The following is a 17,882-nucleotide window of genomic DNA, read 5'->3' as shown; positions in this document are numbered from 1 at the left end:
TACTGGATTTGAATGAGTCTGGACCCTAGGACAGAATACAAGCAGAAAAATTAACTTAACGCTCTGGATAAAGCACAAACAATATCCTCTTGGTAAAGATTTGAAAAGCAGAGATAAATCGCTAAGTATATTGAAAACAGTTAAAAATTATCGAATAAAATTGCGCGTAAAGGGAATGGGTTTTGAGCGAATATTACGAAACAGAAGACGACTTTTTCCTTGAGCCAAATTTTGATCCAAACTCCGAATTGTGGTCAACTTTTCTTACATTTCCAAGGCCATCTCTGCTAACGGATGAAAAAATGGAGATGTATTTTCCACGCCACGATGGTCGATGGTCATCCGAGACAAAAAAGGCCATAAAATTTCACAATGCCGACGGCCTCGACCTGAATGACAACTGGGCTATGGTTCGGAAGGACTGGACTTGCCCTGTGTGTAGCCGATCTAAGCAGCAAATTTTTCGGCTTTCAAAAAAGAATATACTTTTAGGAAAATTAGAGCTTCATCATGATCACATAACGGATCACATAACACCCTATGTTGAGTCTCGCTTTGGGCCAGACTGGCGAAACGGATTTCCGATCGGGTTCGAAAAGGTTTTAGATTCAATTGAGCGGCTAACACGTCGCTTCGATTTCTGCCTAATTTGCTCTGAGTGCAATGCTGCTGACGGAAAAGTGAAACGGAAATTCCGAAACAAGATCGACCATCGATTCTCATTCACCCCGTCAGAAATAGCAGGTTTTGTGATCCCTCAAGCACATAAAGACCATGACGTTGACTACGAAAAGGCCTTTGAGCTCTGGCACGCTGCGAGTGAAGGGTTTTCTACCCGGCTACAGCTTATTGAGAATCTTGTCACAGACCTCTCAGACGGCCACCTACTGCAAGAAAGGTTTGGATACGGAGGAGATCAGACAATTTGGAACTTTAAGCGCCCATCCGAATTGTTGGCACAAGAGTTTTTCCGGGATGCGGCAGGAACAGAAAAGACTTATTTGCTTTCCAACTTTAGCTCAGAGTTTCTTGCCAGATCTACATCTCGGGATTCTGCAACACTACGAGTAGAGAATAAACAACCGAATATTGAGGCACCAACTGATGAGGAATTTGGAAACTATGTAGATCCTGTTTCGAGCAAACGATGGCATCAAGCCCCAAATGACTGGCAGTGCCCCTGCTGCAATCGTTCAAAACGAGATATTATAAGAAAAAGTAGAAAAGGGAAATGGGCGGGCGGAATAAGGGATATTTATGAAAATATAGAAGAAAAGGACGATAAAACTATCGAAAATCGTCTGCTTCTATTCCCTAACTATCGTAATGAACGTTGGGTATCTGGAGTTCGGGTCACAAGCGTTTGTTCTGACTGCTCTCAAGTGGGCACTCATATTGCACAATCTGATCGAAACTTCGCAAACCCTTATCTTACAATTCAAGATATACAAGACTGTCTAAAAAAAGGTCTCCCCTCACAAGAGACACGACATTGATCGCAATTTGGCAAAAACCCGTATCTTACAGAATGCGGCATTTGCTTCAGCTCATTCCGCATTTCAGTCTTTTCAATCGCTTGTTTCCAGCTTTCAGTACAATGCGGATCATTGGCATCATTTCTATTCCACACGCAGTGAGATGATATCTAATTTGTGCGAACATCTTCGCATCTACCATAATATTATGGATCGATCGCTTCAGATAGAATTGGTTGAATGGGTATTGCAAATTAATTTGCGATCCAACGAGAAGAATTTGACTTGATTTTTTAAGAAGTCATCGACTTTAAGTGGCATATATTAATGACAAGGAGGTGAGGAATGTCGATGCCTAGCAGCTCCCAATTACAACTTCCATTTCTGTCCTCAAAACCAGTGTTGACATACTTCAAACCGAACTCTTTCTAAGGTAACTCGCAAATCCTTTAGCAATTGCCCACTGCCCACATTATTAGGCAAAGGGTGGCGCTCTCAGAATGTCCGGTCCTTGCACAATGATTTGACACCAGTGTTTTGCACGCGTCACCGCATTATACAGCAGCCTACGTTTATGCTCTGCATCACCGCCTACTTGGTACGGCCATAAAATCACCACACCTTCAAATTCGCGATTTTTGGCCTGCTGCACCGTTAAAGCGGTGAAGTGATGCGCTGCGCTTAGACCATATTGACGCTGTCGCGCAACATTCCGCTCAATAACTGCCTCAATCTCTCCACGAGGAAATTCCGTACGCCCACACGCATGCATTTGATTTTCTACCCATCCCTTAGTCGCCCTTGCCGTACCCGATGGAAGTAAATGCCTCAGCGCTAAAATCACTTCTGAGCCGAGAGCAATCGGTGCTAGTTCAAGGGCTTCCAGAATTACTTGAACTTCGCTCCGGTCCGTACCCTCCCAGTGAATTGAGTATGGACCATTTCCGTGCCTCCCACATGGCCCTTCAGCAACACGCGTTACCACGTTTTGCGCGTATCCTCCTTGTAGCGATGGTGTGATGACAGCCACGTTGCCACCGTTACGACGCCACGCGATCGCATTGGCCAGCATTGTTGCCGCCAACGGAATGCTCACCCCCGGCCGCAAAATTCGGAATCCCGGACCGTTCTCCGGTACTTGCCCATGGCGAATGGCCGCCGCCGCGGTTAGAAGGCCGACAATATTTGTTCGGCGAACCTGGCATAACCTCTCCAGCTCCCGCGTTTGCTGCAGCCACGTAACAAGGGGGTTGGGCCGCAGCGCCTGCTCCAGACATTGAAACTCATCAGCGGCAATCAACATGCGCGCGGCAGCCGAGTGTGCCACCAGCATTCGCAAACGCTCAGGTCGAAGGTCCTGACCTTCGTCAACCAACACAATGGGAAAGCTGGTGGCAACCCAGTCACGAACCTGCGGTTGCTCAAGCAGCAGGCCTGCAGCATCGCAGACCGCATCGAATTCCCCTTCAATTCTCGGAGGAATGCCAAGAGCAACGGCCAGTCCACGCCAGCGACGATAAATCCGCCACGCAAACCCATCAATCGTACAACACTCAACGCGTCCCCAAAGCCCATCAACCGTGCGAAGCCGGTCGGCCAGTCGTCGGCGCGCACCATGCATAAATGTCAAAGCGAGAACACGCTGTCCCTCAGCCAATGGATGGGCTGTGAGGATTTCCTCCAGCATTTCCATCAGCCGGTACGTCTTACCACACCCTGCAGCTCCTTCAACCGCCTGCACTGTCACGGCTGGAATATCCATATAGACGGATGGGTCGCGTCAGCCACAAAGAGCGGATTTTCAAAACCTGCCGCCACATCTGTAATTGCATTGAGCAAAGATTGAGCACGTGTACAGCAAGATTCGTTTGCACCGATTGCCCCAGCGATGATCTCGTAAGACAAGGTATCCTTCTTGAGACCGTGCGCAGCGCGGTTATCATCTTTAAGGCGCGCAATTAGATCCGCAACTGTAACCGCCGGAGGATCAAGCTGAATCGCGCCAAGACAGGCTTCAGCGTCTGCCTCAATGATCCAGCCCACAATATCCTCTAGCATCTGTCCATCGGGCCACCTCATGATGATGCCAGAGTTCGGAGATGCCTCCTGCTCCAAGGCTCCCGCATAACCCACACCTTCCGCATCACCATCAACAATCGCGATCACGTTGGGGTGTAATCGCGCAATTGCCTTAACGGTATTGACCACCGCACCATCATGGGTCGGGATTACACCGATAAATGCATCAAACCGACATTCATCTGCTTCGGCCCAACCCTGATGCAAGTCCACAGCTCGGATCAATAGCCCCAGCCACTCATAATCCGTCCTACCTTCAGGTACCAAGACGAACTCATGCATAACTGCGGCAATGGTCTCAACACGATTGACTTGAAACAACTTTCGAACGCTGTTGGGTGTGGCTCGAAGCAGAGTTGATGAAAGCAAAGGAACCGATGTCAATACTCCATTCTCCTTGCGCAGAACCACCACACCTTGCGGATCGGCCAGAGCCGCCACCATCGGCGAGTGGGTAGAAACAAAGGTCTGCCTAGACAACGCTTGGATACGGTGAACTAGACGGCGCTGCAGTGCTGGCGGGACGTGGAGTTCTGGCTCCTCAAGGGCCATCCAGAATCCATCTCCACTTTCTGTACGCATCCGACCGAATTGAAGTAGGAGAAGAAGATGTTGCAACGATAGAAGGCCGCTTCCATGCCGTCTCGCTGGCAGAGGGAGGTCCGCCCCCTCATGAGCGTAGTGAGGCACAACAGACTCTAGCAAACTGTCACTATCAGTCGCAGTCACCCGAAGGTGAAGAGTTGGGGCCATCCGGAAGAAACCGCTCAACTCTTGGTTCAACCGTTCAACAATAGGGATAAGACGCTCGTCTGCCTCGAGCGTCTCTTGCGGTGCCCGTAATCTGTCTCGCTCACTGAGAACAGATTCAGATGGTTGCCCCTCTCCGGCAGCGACCACCCTGCGAAATAACTCTGAACCGAATGACACTGTTCTGTCCCAAGTTCTCGTGGCCGGCACAAGGAAGAACCCGACATCGCGTATTAGCCTAGTAGAGAAAATGGTCGCGTTCTCTTCCGCAAAAACATCGCCTACAGTATCATCGTCGTGAAAGTACCGAAGTGTCTCCACTTCTAGGGATGGGCGATCGAAGCGGGCGGAAAAAGCTATCTGGCATGCCAAGTGCCATTCGGGATTGTCTTGTGTTGGCATCACTCTGCCATTGGCAGGGTTCCACCATTTGACAACACCTCGATCATCACGAAACCAATCCATATGCTGTGTCGGATCATCACCCTCAAACCCGATAACCGTTGCGATAAGCCGAATTCTGTCCGTCGGCTGAGGATTGCTCCCATAGAAATCGTGTTCAGTAAGCCTACGGACCATCCTGTCCCGACCGAACAACAAGGCCAGAGCCTCTATGAGCGTTGTCTTGCCGCAATTATTTGGCCCGACCAATACCGTATGAGGTGAAAAACGGACTTCGCCTTGACGGATGCCTCGGAAATTATTGATTTCCAGCTTGGCGATTTGCACTAACTTTCCCCTTTCTCTCCCTATGATGTACGTCGCCGCCTGTTTATTGCCCTGATCCAATCACTAACATTTTTACACCAAAATCGCGACCTGTTCGACGGTGCATGTCAAATCATCATCGAAGGTATTTCTCTAACTATAGTTCACCAAAAGAAATAAATCTGCTCCAAGACTTCCCGAGTAACATCAAATACCAAACCTTTTCTTCATGAAACAGACGGACCACCTCTCTGCCTGCCAATAGCCCATGATATCGTATTCCCGTCACACATAATCCCCGACACCTGCTTGCCAAGCTGACGCGCCAGCACGGGCCGCCATGGAACAAGCGTAAACTCCTGGCTCTTTTCAATAAGCGCATATTTCCTGCTGGCAAGCTCGACCGAGCGCCGTAATGTTCCCTCCACGCGCTCGCCTGAACCGGTCTCGACATAATGCAACCCGAGTTCTTTCGAAAGCTGTCGGGCCATACGCGCCAGTTCCCGCTTTTGCAATGTATCGATCATGTCGGAACGATAGATGATCCGGTCCTGCTCCTGACGCGCCAGTCCTTGGGCAATTAGCCATTGCCGACGTCTGGCCTGAGCGTCGCGTACCTCCCGACCAAAACCCGCGTCACGGACATGAACCGGGTCTGAACCTACCAACTCTCGATCCAGCCAGGTCGCCCCATCACTTTCCAATTGCTGTCCAAGCGACAAGTGGGATAGTTGCCGGATGATCACCGGCGAAGATTTGCCGCGCTCCCGTTCATATTCAACAGCCTTTTCCAGATGATCAGGTGTGATGATCCATGTCCCATCTGGCTCACGTTCTACACCTTGGGTTAACCGACGCATGGCTTCCAGCCGCCGGACATGGGCCTGAGCATATTCTTCTGTCGCCGTCGGATCATGCTCCAGATGCACGTCGATGCTATAACGTCCGTCATTTTCCCAGGCGATCTCGGCCACCGTGCGATCAACTTTCCGGGGCTGGACGTTTCTTGGCGAGATATGAACAATGCTGTCTTCCGGAACCAGCTCGGTCGCCTCCCCTTTGCCAATCTCGACATAGCGGGTCTTGCCATCCACCCCATCGACGATCAGGTAATGCCGGTCGTTCAGCTCATCCGACAGGCCGCGTGTGACAACACGACCGATGATGGGTTGTTTGTCCGGTTCATGTACGGAATTGATTACAAAATCGGCGGGGCTACGGGTAATTTCCCGACGCTTCATTTCCCGGTGCAGGGTCTTGATGATGTCATCGCGTTCGCCCATCCGGGATAATGTTGCTTCCAGACCTTGCTCAAGTCGCCACTGACCGGGGATTATCTCCTCGGCCAGTCCAAGACGCCTGAGCTTTTGCAAGCGTCCTGCCCGCAGGCTCTGACGAAAGGCATCTTTATCTGCTGCACTGACAATCCGATCCTCGCCGATCTGACGCAGCAGGTTACGGTCAATGCTGGTCAAGCGATCCTGATCGATTTCACGCCGCAACCGGTTTTCAATTTCCAGATCGGTGCGCGGTCCGAGATCGAGGCTGACAATCTCTGCCGCCCGTTCCCGCATGCCGCGTGCCATGTAGTTGCGGGCAATAACCAGATCGCGCTCCTGATCATCCTTGCCGCGCACGAGAATATGGCTGTGCGGATGGCCGGTATTGAAATGATCGACCGCGACCCAGTCGAGTGTCGTGCCCAGATCGATTTCCATCTGCCTCATCAGCCGCCGGGTCACGGGTTTGAGATCGGCATATTCTGCACCATCCTCGGCCGAGACGATAAAGCGGAACTGATGCCGATCACCATCGGCCCGTTCAAGAAACGCCTTGCCATCCGCCCGATCCTGATCGGCGCTGTAAAGCTCGCCGGGCAAACCTTCTCTTGTAACGCCGTCGCGCTGGATATAGCGCAGATGCGCCCGTGCACCCTGCATGCCTTTCCCGGTCAACCGGACAATCCGTGATTTGATAATCACCAGACGCTGCCGAAAAGCGGCATAGTGATCACGACTGGCGAGAACCTGCCCGGCCCCGCTCGCACGTCCCAACCGGCTGCCGGTAAAACGGGACCGGCCCAAACGCCGAAATCCCCCTGCCCGATTGGTCGCTGCCAGCACTCGATGCAGGAACTTGCGCCCACCCTTGCCGCCACGCGAGCGGATCTTGCCAAGCTTGGGTTTGAAGACATCGTCAGCCATTGTGTTCTCCACGACCTGTCCACAACATTTGGCACCAATAAACGCAATTGTTTTCAACGGGTAACGCGAAGAATGGCACCATCCCTGCCCGCCTTGGCACTATCCTTGATCCTGAAAAAAGATGTGCAGACAAAGACTTGAGGGCATTGAGGCGAAGCGATGGTGCTGTTGTTTTATCTTGCCTTACGCTGCCCCGCTCTTCTGCCTCCAAGCGCATACCAGTTCGCATCTGGCTCCAAGCCTGCGAAAAACTCACGGGAACACACCGGAACCATTGCTGTGACTGGAAAGCGGGAAGAACAGAGCGGACCCGGAGAAATCCCCGGTCCCACCCGTATTGTCGCCCTCTCGCGTTGACACAAGCTCTTCAAGCTTTGGGACATAGCGTTGCGTTTCCACCGGCAAGGGTTTTCCGAAACGCAGATGAGCTTCATACCGTCCGGGACCGGCATGATAGGCCGCGAACAGACCGGGATAGCCGAACCGATCATACATCTCGCGCAGATAAGCGGTGCCTGCGAGAATGTTGTCACGCGGATTGAAAGGATCATTGCCAAAGCCATAACGCTGTCGCAATTCACCCCAGGTTGCCGGCATCAATTGCATTAACCCCATCGCCCCGGCCGAAGAAACCGCGTCCGGTTTACCGCTACTTTCCACCTCTATGACAGCACGGATCCATTCCGAGGGAATGGCAAATCTTTGCGATGCGGTTACGATTTCGTGGTCCCAATTCTCCGCTGGCTGAGCATGAATATTGCTGATGAAGAGCCAACAAAGAAGGAAGATCAGAAGGTTCAGTTTACCCATAATGGTACGAGCCTCCCGATCAGGTTTTTGCTCCGCACAGGCCCGAAATACCGGCTGTCAAATGAGGCTGGCACTTCTGCCATCAGCAGGAAATATTCGCCGTCCTGCAGTAACCGGCACCCCTGCCACAGGCGCATTTTACGCCCGAAACTGTCGCGCTCAAGCTGTCGGGCGACCGCATGACCGTTGATCAGAATGACGCGACGGGCCACACAAACATGGTCCCCGGCAATGGCCGCAATGCGTTTGACAAGCGGGACATTGGCCGGGATGTAGTGGCGTGAACTTGCCAAGGCGGATACCGGTTTCGGGGGACCAACCAGAACGAAATCACCCTTTTGGGGCGCGCCGGAAACCATCCGATAGAGCCCGACCGGGGCGCTCGGCGATGCGTTCCAGATCAGCCACGGGATTCTGTTATAGGCTGTAGAAAGACCGATCAGGCCAATCCCGAGAACACCCAAAAGACCGGGACCGATGCCATGCCGGACATCCTTCCGGGGCATCAAGTGCCGCGATAAATGGCGGTATCTCATGCGCGTTCTCCGTCATCGGAGTGCGTGCCGGGTTCACGCCCTTCCGACCAGGCATCGAGATCGTCGATATGATAACGGACATAACGGCCATGTTTGCGATAGCGTGGTCCCTTGCCATTGAAACGCATCTTTTCAAGGGTTCGGGCGGATAGGGAAAGATAGAACGCCGCCTGCTGGGTGGAGAGAAAAGGGCTGCCCTTGCGGGCTTCCATCGCCCGTGTGTTGTAATCCGTCATCACGCGATCCTTTCGTCGAACATCGTCAAAAGCGATCGGAGTGTGGCGGGACAGGACGGGTCTGGGGACGCTCGAAAACCGCCCCCCTGTCAAAAACGATCCCCCTCATGGTGACGGGATTTCCATCACGAAAGGAGGCTACACCAATATTCAACTGCGGTCCTGAACATGCCCTTTGGTTATGGATTGTGCAGGGATTTCAGCAGACCATTCAGTTCAGTAAGCTGCTCCTCGGCTTCGCGTTTTTCCTCTTCCGGCAGGCCGTTCCGCAGTTCAATTTGCACCAGCCAGAGGGCCTCGTGCAGTTCGTCTTCACTGTAAAAATGGCCTTGATATGCGATGGAATGTGACATGATCTGCTCCTTCGATTGAACCGTTCTGTCATTGAGAACAGCGATCCGAAGGCATCCGCGCTGCATCGGTCAGGGACGGCCTTAGCCGCCGCGAAGCGGGCGCGGGAGGAACCGAAATGCAGAATGAAGCGAAGCGGAATGACGCATTTTGGCGGGGCCCGCGATCCTTGACGGATGCCAAAAGCCGGATGGCAAAATGGCACATTCGAGACGACAAACTCTCTTTCCCCTGCCCCACACGGAGCACAGTCTGTGATGGCGGAACATAAGAAAAGCCCCACCGGGATAACCCGGCAGGGCCAAGTGAGAAGGATATTTTCAGCGTTCGCGCGGTTCCCAAAGGGCCAGATGCGAGACGCCATCCTCGGTCGGTGTTTCGAGTTTGACGAGGCGGGCCCGAACCCAGTTTGGCCCGAATTCGGGGGCGGCGATCTTGAGGTTGATATAGGTTTCACCGCTGGTTTTGGCGATCTGGCTCCAGCCCGCACCGACCTCGTATCGGTTACCGTTGCCGGCATAGACGCGATAGTCAGGAGCGTTTTCGGCGATTTTTTCGGTCGGAACGATAACCAGGTTGGCGTTGATATTCAGGGTTTTGAGAAGGCCGGTGAAGCTGCCGTCATTCTGTTTGGTGAAAGTGCCAAGGGTGATAGCCATGATAGGTCTCCATTTGCTGTTTTATCGCGGGATCATCCCTGCGATGTCGCCAGCGAAAAGACCGCATAGCCGGAACGGTTCATCCGAAGGAGCGCAGCACAGCGAAGCACCCGCACGATCGAAAAATTTGTCGCGCGAGGAAGCCGGACGCAGGACGGCGGGGACATTTTTCGATCCGGCGGGTTGAACGGAAAGGCGCGGAATTTACGCGGCCAAAGACATGCAGGAGTGATTTCCACGAGCCTCAAACAGCTCAAGAACGGAGGCAAATGGCTGTTCTTCTGCAGTGCTTTCTCCCTGCAGATCGTGACGTCACAAGCCACAACTATACCGACTGAGCTCCCAGCCAGTTATAGCTCCAATGCCAAAACATCAAATCATGCGCCATCAGGCAATTTCATCATGCCGAAAACAGAGCTCGAAAGGAGTGCGGAAGCATCGAAACGATAAACAACAGCGAGATTATCCTTATTATTGGCTGACAAGCACCCGATCCCAACAGGTCCAAGGAGCTGCAAGCTTGTCGAGCAGAATCGGCAAGCAATTAACGGCCTGCGCATTGGACGACACATCATGTGCCGTCCTTGCCAAACCGCCAGACCGGAATGCCGGCCTTGCGCGCCTTATCCGCAAGGTTTTGCGAGATACCCGAACCGGGAAACACGATCACGCCGATGGGGAGCGCATCAAGCATCTGATCGTTGCGTTTGAAGGGGGCTGCATTACGAAACCGGGTCCAGTCGGGCTTGAACACGATCTGGGAAACGCCGCGATTGTCCGCCCAGCAGGCAGCAATCTTCTCGGCCCCTTTGGGCGAGCCGCCATGGATCAGGACCATATCCGGATGCTTTGATTTGACCGCATCCAGTGCTTCCCAGATGCGGACATGATCGTTGCATTCGAGACCACCGGTAAAGGCAATGCGTGGGCCAGACGGCATCAGGGGTTCAATTTCCGCCTTGCGTTTGGCAGCCAGGAAGTCGCGACTATCGATCATGGCAGCGGTGAGTGTCCGACGGTTGGTGAGCGATCCGTTGCGCGGCCGCCATGCCGAGGCGGTCAATAATTCATAATGATCGCAGGCAATCTCGCGAAAGGTTTCGAACATGTCGCGCCGCTCGATGATTAATTCGCCCGTGGCAAGAGAGCGTTCGAGTTCGACGGATTTGATCTCCGACCCATCCTGTTCGGCGGTCAGTCGGCGCTGTTGCTGCTCATTGTCATCAAGCAACCGATCCAGCCAGGCTATGCGGCGATGGAAGATATTGACGACGTTCCACAGGCATTCGCCGAGATCCTTTTCGAGCGCACTGTCGCCCAGAAGATCGACGAAGATGTTCATCCCGGCCGCAATCAGTTGATCAGCCTGATCGGGTTCGGGCATCGGACCAAGAGTGTTTTCATGGGGCCCCGGATGAATTTCGAAGAGATGGAGTTGATCGCTTGCCAAATTTGTCGCGGAGGCATCGGAGTGGTCGGTTTGCAGGTCAGAATTGCAGGACAGCATGGTTCTTTCTCCCGGTGACGAGACCGCATTCTTTGCGGTCTTTCCGGGGATTGCCCGCCGGAGGGATCAGGGCCGGTGGCATCCTTCGGTCCTTTTGCGATGGCAGCGCACAAGCACGATCCGGACCGTAACGCAGTGGAGGACAGCCTGCTGTTGCCACCGGCCCGACCTCCGGCAAATCCCCGCACTGGAAAGACCGCGATGCGGTCCTGTGGAGAAAGAACAGACCTGTTCTGTCATGCCGGGCCGTGACCAGACGCATGACGGCGACGTGCAGGCTGTGGGCAAGATATAAACTGTGGAACATCTTCGGGAAGCAATTGACGCGCAATCCAGTGCCGAACCGGATCAGGACCGAAGGTGATCAGGTCGGCATTGAAGTCATCCAGCCGGGGCACGAGTGCACGGATATCCCGATCCGTATGCCGGGACCGAAGACGGTTGAACGCCTGCCATCCGGCTGGATCATTGTCACTGGCAACGTAAAGCCGCTGCAGAATATCGGGCAGGATCAGAGCCCCGAGATGACCTGCCGACAGGGCGGCAAGGACCGGCAGGTTCGGGATCAGCATTTTGAGGGTGAGCGCGGTTTCAAGACCTTCCGCCGCGATGGCGATGTCGCCAACCTGACCGACGCTAACGGCATATCCCAGAAGCTGTCCCAACGCTCTCCGTGGTTGCGCGACCGGTGCCTTGTCGCAAGTTTGCGGATCAAGCCAGGTGCGATGAATGCCGGTGATCACACCGTCAAGACCGGTTACCGCTGCAATCATCGCGGGCCACACCTCAAACCCGGTTTCATTTCGATAATAGCACTTCGGGTGGAACCGCAGGGCAGTGTGATCCTGCATTAAGTGTATGCCCCTGCTGTATAGATAGCGTTCGGCAAGTGTCCTCGTGATTGGGACAGATGCCGCAAACAGGCGTCTTGCCGCGGCAACCGGATCATAAACATCCGGGTTTTCATGTGAGTAAGTAACCGGTGGTTCGGGAAGACGCGGCATACGCAGGAAGTGTCGTGCTTCTGCCAGAGCATCTCGCAGTGCGAGACCGCGATTGAGCATGATCAGATCGATAAGGTCGCCATATTCACCGGTGGCAGCATCGCACCATTTCCCGGCCCGGCGCCCGCTGATACGGACAAAAAGGCTGCGCCCCGGATTGCCATAGACATCGCCGCATATCCAGTATCGCCCCTGTTTTCTGCCTGACGGCAGATAATATCGGCATACCGCCGAGGCCTGACGGGCCAGCGCATCTGCCAGCATTCCGGCCTGCATGATATCGCTCCTCATGAAAAAGGCCCGATCCAGAGCGGACCGGGCCAGAAGGCAGAGACGGGATCATTCGGCTGCAGTCGCGACCGGTTCCGAAGGCCCATCATCCGGCTCGTACTCGGCAACTGATTGCAGTTCCGGCGTCCGTAACGGCTCGGGCACCCAGCAGGTATCGATCAGCAATTGCTCGGCCTCGCGTACCATATCGCCCTTCTTGAGGTGATCGATCCGTTGGGCAGCGTCCGCGCCCAGCGCCTCAATGACCGCTTCGAGAATGCGGTTCTTCGGCACCCGCGAGAGGTAATTATCCGCGGTCGGCTTCCAGCCGGATGCCGCCATATCGAGTTTCAGGACATCGGCTAGGATATCGGCGTGGCGGACGGCATCGCTGTGACGGTTCCACGGTTCGGACACCGCATAGAGGGTCAGCGAGACGCAATGGGCAAACAGCGCCATACGACTGTCCATATCCATGTCGCACAGCGCCGCCCAGAGATGATCGAGATCCTCCGGCATCTGCCGTTCCCAATTCTCATGACGTGCAGCGATATCGCTTGCTGCTATGCTATCATTGAGATCGGGCGGTTGAACCGAGAAGCCACTGCTTTTAAGCGTGATCTGCAGGCAGCTGCCCGAGCCAAAGTGATAGAAGCTCTGCAGAACCAGAACATGCAAAGCGGCCACAAAGGCGATATCGGGATCACCTGCCAGGGCATTGCGCAAAGCCAGTGTCCGATAAGCCGTAAGTTCGAGAACCAGCCGGTCCGAGAGCGGTTTGACACGCGGCTCATCCGGTTCGTCTGCCCCGTCTATGTCCGTATCGGGGGCATTACCAGCATCATTATCTTCGTCACCGGTCTGCGGATCGTCGGATTGATCAGGATCGAATATATCGTCATCCTGCTCCTGATCTTCCGGTTTCACGAAACCGCGCTCGATCCGCACACTGCCATCAGACTCAAGGCTGATAAACACACCGGCCTTGGCGATATCATCCAGTGCATAAAGAACGGGTCGATTGTCGAAGGCTTCAAGTTCGGCCTCGATTTCCCCGAGACGTTTATCCACTTCCTCGGGCAGATCTTCATCCTGATCGACAAAATAGCGCTCTTCGATCCCGGCCAGTTCGTTTCGTAGCGCGTCCTGCCGGGCCGTTTCATCATCTGACAGTGGTTCGATCTCGCCGCTGATCCGTTCCAGACCGATGGTATGACCATAGGGGAAATCAACCGCGACCTCGATCCATTTCCAGCCTTCATCGGCAATGCTATCACGCTCAGCCTCAAGTCCGGTTGCGACCAACTTTTCGAGCAAGGCAACATCCTGAAGCCAGCCTTCATCGACCTGCGAGAACAGGTCGCGCATCACAACACCCCCAGCTTCCTCATAGGCTTCGAGACCGACAAAGCGGACGCGTTTATCGGTAACCCGCACCGTATCCTCGGTCAGCAAGCGGCGGATATAATACGGTTCCTGGTTATAGGCCTGCCGGACGATATCCCAGACCTGTTCCTGACGGGCCTGATCATCGGTCACGCTAAAGGCCATCAATTGTTCAAGCGTCAGCTCCTCTTCGGCATAAAGATCGTGCAGTTTTGGCGATATGGATGCCAGTTTCAGCCGTTGCCGGACAATCTTGGCCGTCACAAAGAAGCGTGCGGCAATATCCTCGACACTCAGGCCTTTTTCGCTCAGGGTCTGAAACGCCCGGAACTGATCGAGCGGATGCAGATTGATCCGCTGGACATTTTCGGCCAGGGAATCTTCTTCAAGCAACCCGTCTTCGCGAATGACACATGGGATTGCCGCGTTCTTTGCCAGCCGTTTTTGTTTCACGAGATATTCCAGCGCGCGGTAGCGCCGCCCACCAGCCTGGATCTCGTGTCGACCGGTTTCCTTGCCATCATCATCCGTAACCGGCCGGACGCTGAGAGATTGCAGCAAGGTCCGCCGGGCAATGTCTTCGGCCAGTTCCTCGATCGAGATCCCGGCGCGGACATGCCGGACATTGCGTTCGCTCATCACCAGTTTGTCAAACGGGATATCCTGCGAACGGGACAGGGAGATTTTCTTGCGATTGGTCATATCGGTTCTCCATGACGGACCGGGAAAAGCCTTCTTTTCCCAACCGGGCCCGTCACAAAGCCCCGACCTGTTCTTTCACTCTTTTCCCATTCGAGTGGCCCGCCAGTCCCGCGGCCGGTCAAAACCGCCCGCCCAGATCCCCTTGCCAAGGAACTTCGCGGTGCGCTCGACCGCAGTGTAATTGTAAAGCCGGTTGGCATCCGGATCGGCCACCGCCCAGCCGTTTTTAACCAGCCATTCGGCCAGATCGTCAGCCCCGGCATGGCATATTGCGATCAGACGGTTATAGGCATCACGAAGATCACCCTGCCAGATGTCGCATGACACCTCCCTGCCCCGCAGTAAACCGGACAGTGCGTCTATCGCCTGCTGACCGCAGGGCCACGGCGTTCCCTCCGGTTTGCGGCACATCTGGCTGGCTTCCACCGCATCGACCCCATACAGACGATAGCGGGTATCGTTGATTTGCAGGGTGTCTGCATCAATCACTGCTGCGGGCCCTCTATGATGGTCCGTCTCAAACAGTGGTGCAACGGCAAGCCCTCCGGCGATCAGGGCAATGGTGATGACGGCATATTTGAGAGAGACGATCATGCGCATGATGCCGCCTCCTTTGATCCGGCTTCAGGTACCGAATTGAGGAACCCCGTAAGATAATCGGCAGATTTTGACGCCTGACTGGCGGCACGCACGATGGCACGTTTATCCTCGCGCAGTACCTGAAGCCATGAGGCGAGATAATCGGCATGCCGGACGGTTGGAACGATACCGATTGAGGCACAGAGGAAAGCCGCTGACATTTCCGCGACCAGTTCCTCGAAAGCATATTTTTTAGATCCGAACGATCCGCTTTGATCGCGGTTAAGGCGGGTTTTATGCCCGGTGGCATGACTGCATTCATGCAGGGCAGTGCGATGCCAGTTGATCGGCTCGAAATAGGCCTGCGGTGGCGGCACACGAACATAATCGTCATCCGGACTGTAAAAAGCCCGTCGTCCGCCGATCCGGAAGTCGATACCCGATGCCCGGATCAGTTCCTCGGCCTTCGGCTCGATCAGGCTTGTATCGGGCGAAACCGACTGTGCGGTTACTTGTTCTGGCAAACCGTCGCACTGGTCGAGATTGAAGACCGTGAAACGTTTGAGGAAGGGGATAGCCCGTGGATTCTTGCTGGTATCTGATGTGAACTGTCCTTTCTTCTTGCCCTCACCCGGAATGAACCGGCTGGCATAGACAACCGTGACACCGCGTTCTCCCTTTCGCACAGTGCCGCCAAGCTTGAGTGCCTGTCGGAAGGTCAGCCAGCTTTGCGATGAATAACCGGCCTCGAACACTGCCCCCCAGAGGATCAGGACATTGATGCCGGAATAGTTGCGTTCGGTCACGGCGTTTTGCGGCAACCCGAGAGAGGCGTTTGCCTTTGGACTGCCCCAGGGTTGAACCCAGGGAAAAGTTCCCTGTTCAAGCTGGGCGATGATTTTATCGGTGATGTCCTGATAGAGATTGGAGCGGGTGTGTTTTCTCGTTTTGCGATTATAAGCTGTCATGGTATTTCTCCACAATAGGCTGGTCAAAAGCCTTTCTCTTGACCTGACAAACCTGTCGCAGAGGAGTTTGCCCACTCTGGCTCTTGACCGGCTGACCTCCTGCCTGACAGCCCGCTCCCGCCCTGCAGGATGTCGAGATATCCGCCATGGACCAGCCTGTCGGCACCACGCAGGAGACGCTGGACCCGGGTCCTCAGAAAACCCGCAGACCAGTCTTCGGCAACAATTCGGTGACCATAAAGCACTTCGGCGATTTCGCGGTGGGATGCACCCGCCTGCCGCCCGTCCCAGGCCTGGAGCATCATTTTCCAGCGAAGTGCGCGTCGTTCGACGGGATACAGAACATTTGGAAATTTCCCGGTGCGATAAAATGCATGAAATCTTTTTAAGGCAAGCGCCTGTTCTTTCAGGCGCTTCATACCGGAAATGATAAATCTCAAACGGACAGGTCCCTCGAGAAGGGTACCTTCGGTAATTGATATTTGAAGATGACGATATTGATCGCCCAGCAGAAAATGTTGGTAATTGTCTTGCGTGATAAGAAGTGTAGCTGAGGCACAAAATCTGGAAATGTCGAATAAATCGACTTCGTCCTTTATCGACGTATGTAATGCATGTGCGATCAAAACGAAGGGATTGTTCTGCCGAGACCAGATAACGGCGTCGGTCTTCCGGTCGGCAAAACATCAAACGCCACGGCATCAATTTCTGATTGCAGCGTGATCGGACTATCCTTGGCTTAAGCATCACGGGTTTGTCGACTAGAAAAGAGCATTCCTGCAGGTGACTGGAAAACTCTCTGTTCCTTTTAAGCCATTGCCATGCCCATCCCGTCCTGTCCAGACCATGAAAGCCATCATAGACAACGGAATCCGTCCAATCGCGGGGATAAATCCGTTGTGATTTTGCAGGCAAACCATTCATGTGGCGTGCCTCCTTCAATCTGTAGCAGTGCAAAATAAGTGCGCTTGATGGGTATGGAACACCGATAAGCATTATCGATAAATATCGATAACGCTGGACTACATATCTTTCAGGTTTCAGGCGTCGATTACAGGATATGGTTGTAATCTGCATTTAATCTACATGCGCAACATCCAACCGTCAGAACGGTCACATTTCAGCCACTTTACGACACAGAATAGAGTTCAAATTCAATCTCTAAATGCAAGTGATTTCCCGGAAAATTAGCTCTTTCAAAGGTTACACAGATGCCCGACACGGAAATTTGGGACTTCAGTTCTGGTATTTCAACGAAACACATGCGCATCCTTCGCCTCAAAACTACAAAAAGCTTTGCCTTCTGCAACTGCTACGTTTCCGCATGTTCTGGTATCAGAGTTGGAACAGCACAGCCTTGCTTACTACTTCATGAAGGTCCTCCAATTACGATACGTCGCAAGGTAGCTAAGCGAGACTATTACTTCAAAGTTCGCGCTGGCCAAACCCATCTAAGCAATTCAGTCACTCTATCCAACCTTAGTTGGTCGTCATCACACAAGTTGTTTGTTGTGGCGATGAAGAATGAAATTATTGAGAAATCCGTGAAACCTATTTTGGGAGAAAGTGCAATTCATCCCCCTTCTCTATTAGCAATTCAAAATAATTGGATATTGACATTGTTGAACTGGACACCCGCAAAAACCTATCGCGTCAGG

Annotated in this window: 16 protein-coding genes and 1 pseudogene; 2 read left to right on the top strand and 15 right to left on the bottom strand. The window is 53.6% G+C overall.

The window, feature by feature from the left end; genetic code table 11:
• The first annotated feature begins 182 nt into the window (after nt 1-182).
• Entirely contained in the window at nt 183-1,496 is a 1,314-nt protein-coding gene (locus TH25_RS23890) for a hypothetical protein (RefSeq protein WP_147253089.1), read from the top strand.
• 454 nt (nt 1,497-1,950) lie between these two features.
• On the opposite strand, the gene TH25_RS23885 is transcribed toward TH25_RS23890, so the two are convergent.
• The 15 genes and pseudogenes from TH25_RS23885 to TH25_RS25750 form a co-directional block, all read right to left on the bottom strand.
• The gene (locus TH25_RS23885; protein ID WP_220151501.1) at nt 1,951-3,222 is read right to left on the bottom strand and encodes an ATP-binding domain-containing protein; all 1,272 of its coding nucleotides are present in this window, start codon (nt 3,220-3,222) and stop codon (nt 1,951-1,953) included.
• Nucleotides 3,219-5,033: an ATP-dependent nuclease gene (locus tag TH25_RS23880; RefSeq protein WP_114090755.1), complete on the bottom strand. Its 1,815-nt coding sequence runs from the start codon at nt 5,031-5,033 to the stop codon at nt 3,219-3,221. Before TH25_RS23880 ends, TH25_RS23885 begins: the two co-directional genes overlap by 4 nt.
• 206 nt (nt 5,034-5,239) lie before the next feature.
• Nucleotides 5,240-7,216 carry a relaxase/mobilization nuclease RlxS gene (gene rlxS, locus TH25_RS23875; protein ID WP_114090754.1) on the bottom strand — a complete coding sequence of 659 codons (1,977 nt, stop codon included), beginning with the start codon at nt 7,214-7,216 and terminating at the stop codon, nt 5,240-5,242.
• Between the two features lie 252 nt (nt 7,217-7,468).
• Nucleotides 7,469-8,026 (bottom strand): lytic transglycosylase domain-containing protein, encoded by a 558-nt coding sequence (locus TH25_RS23870; protein WP_007092081.1) that lies wholly within the window; start codon nt 8,024-8,026, stop codon nt 7,469-7,471.
• Complete coding sequence (gene traF / locus TH25_RS23865) at nt 8,014-8,562, bottom strand: conjugative transfer signal peptidase TraF (RefSeq protein WP_114090751.1); 549 nt, start codon at nt 8,560-8,562, stop codon at nt 8,014-8,016. The genes TH25_RS23870 and traF overlap by 13 nt, the downstream gene beginning before the upstream one ends.
• Nucleotides 8,559-8,798, bottom strand: coding sequence for a helix-turn-helix transcriptional regulator (locus TH25_RS23860; RefSeq protein ID WP_007092083.1), 240 nt, complete (start codon nt 8,796-8,798; stop codon nt 8,559-8,561). The genes traF and TH25_RS23860 overlap by 4 nt, the downstream gene beginning before the upstream one ends.
• 179 nt (nt 8,799-8,977) lie before the next feature.
• The gene (locus TH25_RS25185; RefSeq protein WP_167710579.1) at nt 8,978-9,151 is read right to left on the bottom strand and encodes a hypothetical protein; all 174 of its coding nucleotides are present in this window, start codon (nt 9,149-9,151) and stop codon (nt 8,978-8,980) included.
• A 318-nt stretch (nt 9,152-9,469) separates the two neighbouring features.
• Nucleotides 9,470-9,808, bottom strand: a complete 339-nt coding sequence (locus tag TH25_RS23855) for a DUF736 domain-containing protein (protein WP_007092084.1) — start codon at nt 9,806-9,808, stop codon at nt 9,470-9,472.
• A gap of 571 nt (nt 9,809-10,379) precedes the next feature.
• Entirely contained in the window at nt 10,380-11,315 is a 936-nt protein-coding gene (locus tag TH25_RS23850; RefSeq protein ID WP_114090750.1) for a DUF2493 domain-containing protein, read from the bottom strand.
• A 236-nt stretch (nt 11,316-11,551) separates the two neighbouring features.
• Entirely contained in the window at nt 11,552-12,595 is a 1,044-nt protein-coding gene (locus TH25_RS23845; RefSeq protein WP_220151500.1) for a DUF7146 domain-containing protein, read from the bottom strand.
• Nucleotides 12,596-12,658: 63 nt separating this feature from the next.
• Entirely contained in the window at nt 12,659-14,677 is a 2,019-nt protein-coding gene (locus TH25_RS23840; RefSeq protein WP_114090748.1) for a ParB/RepB/Spo0J family partition protein, read from the bottom strand.
• 75 nt (nt 14,678-14,752) lie between these two features.
• A complete protein-coding gene (locus TH25_RS23835) occupies nt 14,753-15,277 on the bottom strand; it encodes a thermonuclease family protein (protein WP_114090747.1) in 525 nt (174 codons plus the stop codon).
• The gene (locus tag TH25_RS23830; protein ID WP_181847826.1) at nt 15,268-16,224 is read right to left on the bottom strand and encodes an ArdC family protein; all 957 of its coding nucleotides are present in this window, start codon (nt 16,222-16,224) and stop codon (nt 15,268-15,270) included. The genes TH25_RS23835 and TH25_RS23830 overlap by 10 nt, the downstream gene beginning before the upstream one ends.
• Nucleotides 16,225-16,247: 23 nt before the next feature.
• The gene (locus tag TH25_RS23825) at nt 16,248-16,850 is read right to left on the bottom strand and encodes a DUF2285 domain-containing protein (RefSeq protein ID WP_114090746.1); all 603 of its coding nucleotides are present in this window, start codon (nt 16,848-16,850) and stop codon (nt 16,248-16,250) included.
• 157 nt (nt 16,851-17,007) lie between these two features.
• Nucleotides 17,008-17,148, bottom strand: a pseudogene (locus TH25_RS25750) (transcriptional regulator domain-containing protein); the annotation flags it as partial.
• Between the two features lie 287 nt (nt 17,149-17,435).
• Here TH25_RS25750 and TH25_RS25340 point away from each other — a divergent pair.
• Nucleotides 17,436-17,882 (top strand): hypothetical protein (locus TH25_RS25340; protein WP_220151499.1); only part of this gene is annotated, 447 nt, incomplete at its 3' end.

This window comes from Thalassospira profundimaris, from assembly GCF_003326755.1.
Lineage (GTDB): Bacteria > Pseudomonadota > Alphaproteobacteria > Rhodospirillales > Thalassospiraceae > Thalassospira > Thalassospira profundimaris_B.
The sequence above is the reverse complement of the archived record's forward strand: the minus strand, read 5'-3'. Positions and strand labels throughout refer to the sequence as shown.

Bases quoted from the DNA above. Each gene is read 5' to 3' on its own strand.
- rlxS (WP_114090754.1), bottom strand. From the start codon at position 7,216: ATGGCTGACGATGTCTTCAAACCCAAGCTTGGCAAGATCCGCTCGCGT.
- TH25_RS23870 (WP_007092081.1), bottom strand. From the start codon at position 8,026: ATGGGTAAACTGAACCTTCTGATCTTCCTTCTTTGTTGGCTCTTCATC.
- traF (WP_114090751.1), bottom strand. From the start codon at position 8,562: ATGAGATACCGCCATTTATCGCGGCACTTGATGCCCCGGAAGGATGTC.
- TH25_RS23860 (WP_007092083.1), bottom strand. From the start codon at position 8,798: ATGACGGATTACAACACACGGGCGATGGAAGCCCGCAAGGGCAGCCCT.
- TH25_RS25185 (WP_167710579.1), bottom strand. From the start codon at position 9,151: ATGTCACATTCCATCGCATATCAAGGCCATTTTTACAGTGAAGACGAA.
- TH25_RS23855 (WP_007092084.1), bottom strand. From the start codon at position 9,808: ATGGCTATCACCCTTGGCACTTTCACCAAACAGAATGACGGCAGCTTC.
- TH25_RS23850 (WP_114090750.1), bottom strand. From the start codon at position 11,315: ATGCTGTCCTGCAATTCTGACCTGCAAACCGACCACTCCGATGCCTCC.
- TH25_RS23845 (WP_220151500.1), bottom strand. From the start codon at position 12,595: ATGCAGGCCGGAATGCTGGCAGATGCGCTGGCCCGTCAGGCCTCGGCG.
- TH25_RS23840 (WP_114090748.1), bottom strand. From the start codon at position 14,677: ATGACCAATCGCAAGAAAATCTCCCTGTCCCGTTCGCAGGATATCCCG.
- TH25_RS23835 (WP_114090747.1), bottom strand. From the start codon at position 15,277: ATGCGCATGATCGTCTCTCTCAAATATGCCGTCATCACCATTGCCCTG.
- TH25_RS23830 (WP_181847826.1), bottom strand. From the start codon at position 16,224: ATGACAGCTTATAATCGCAAAACGAGAAAACACACCCGCTCCAATCTC.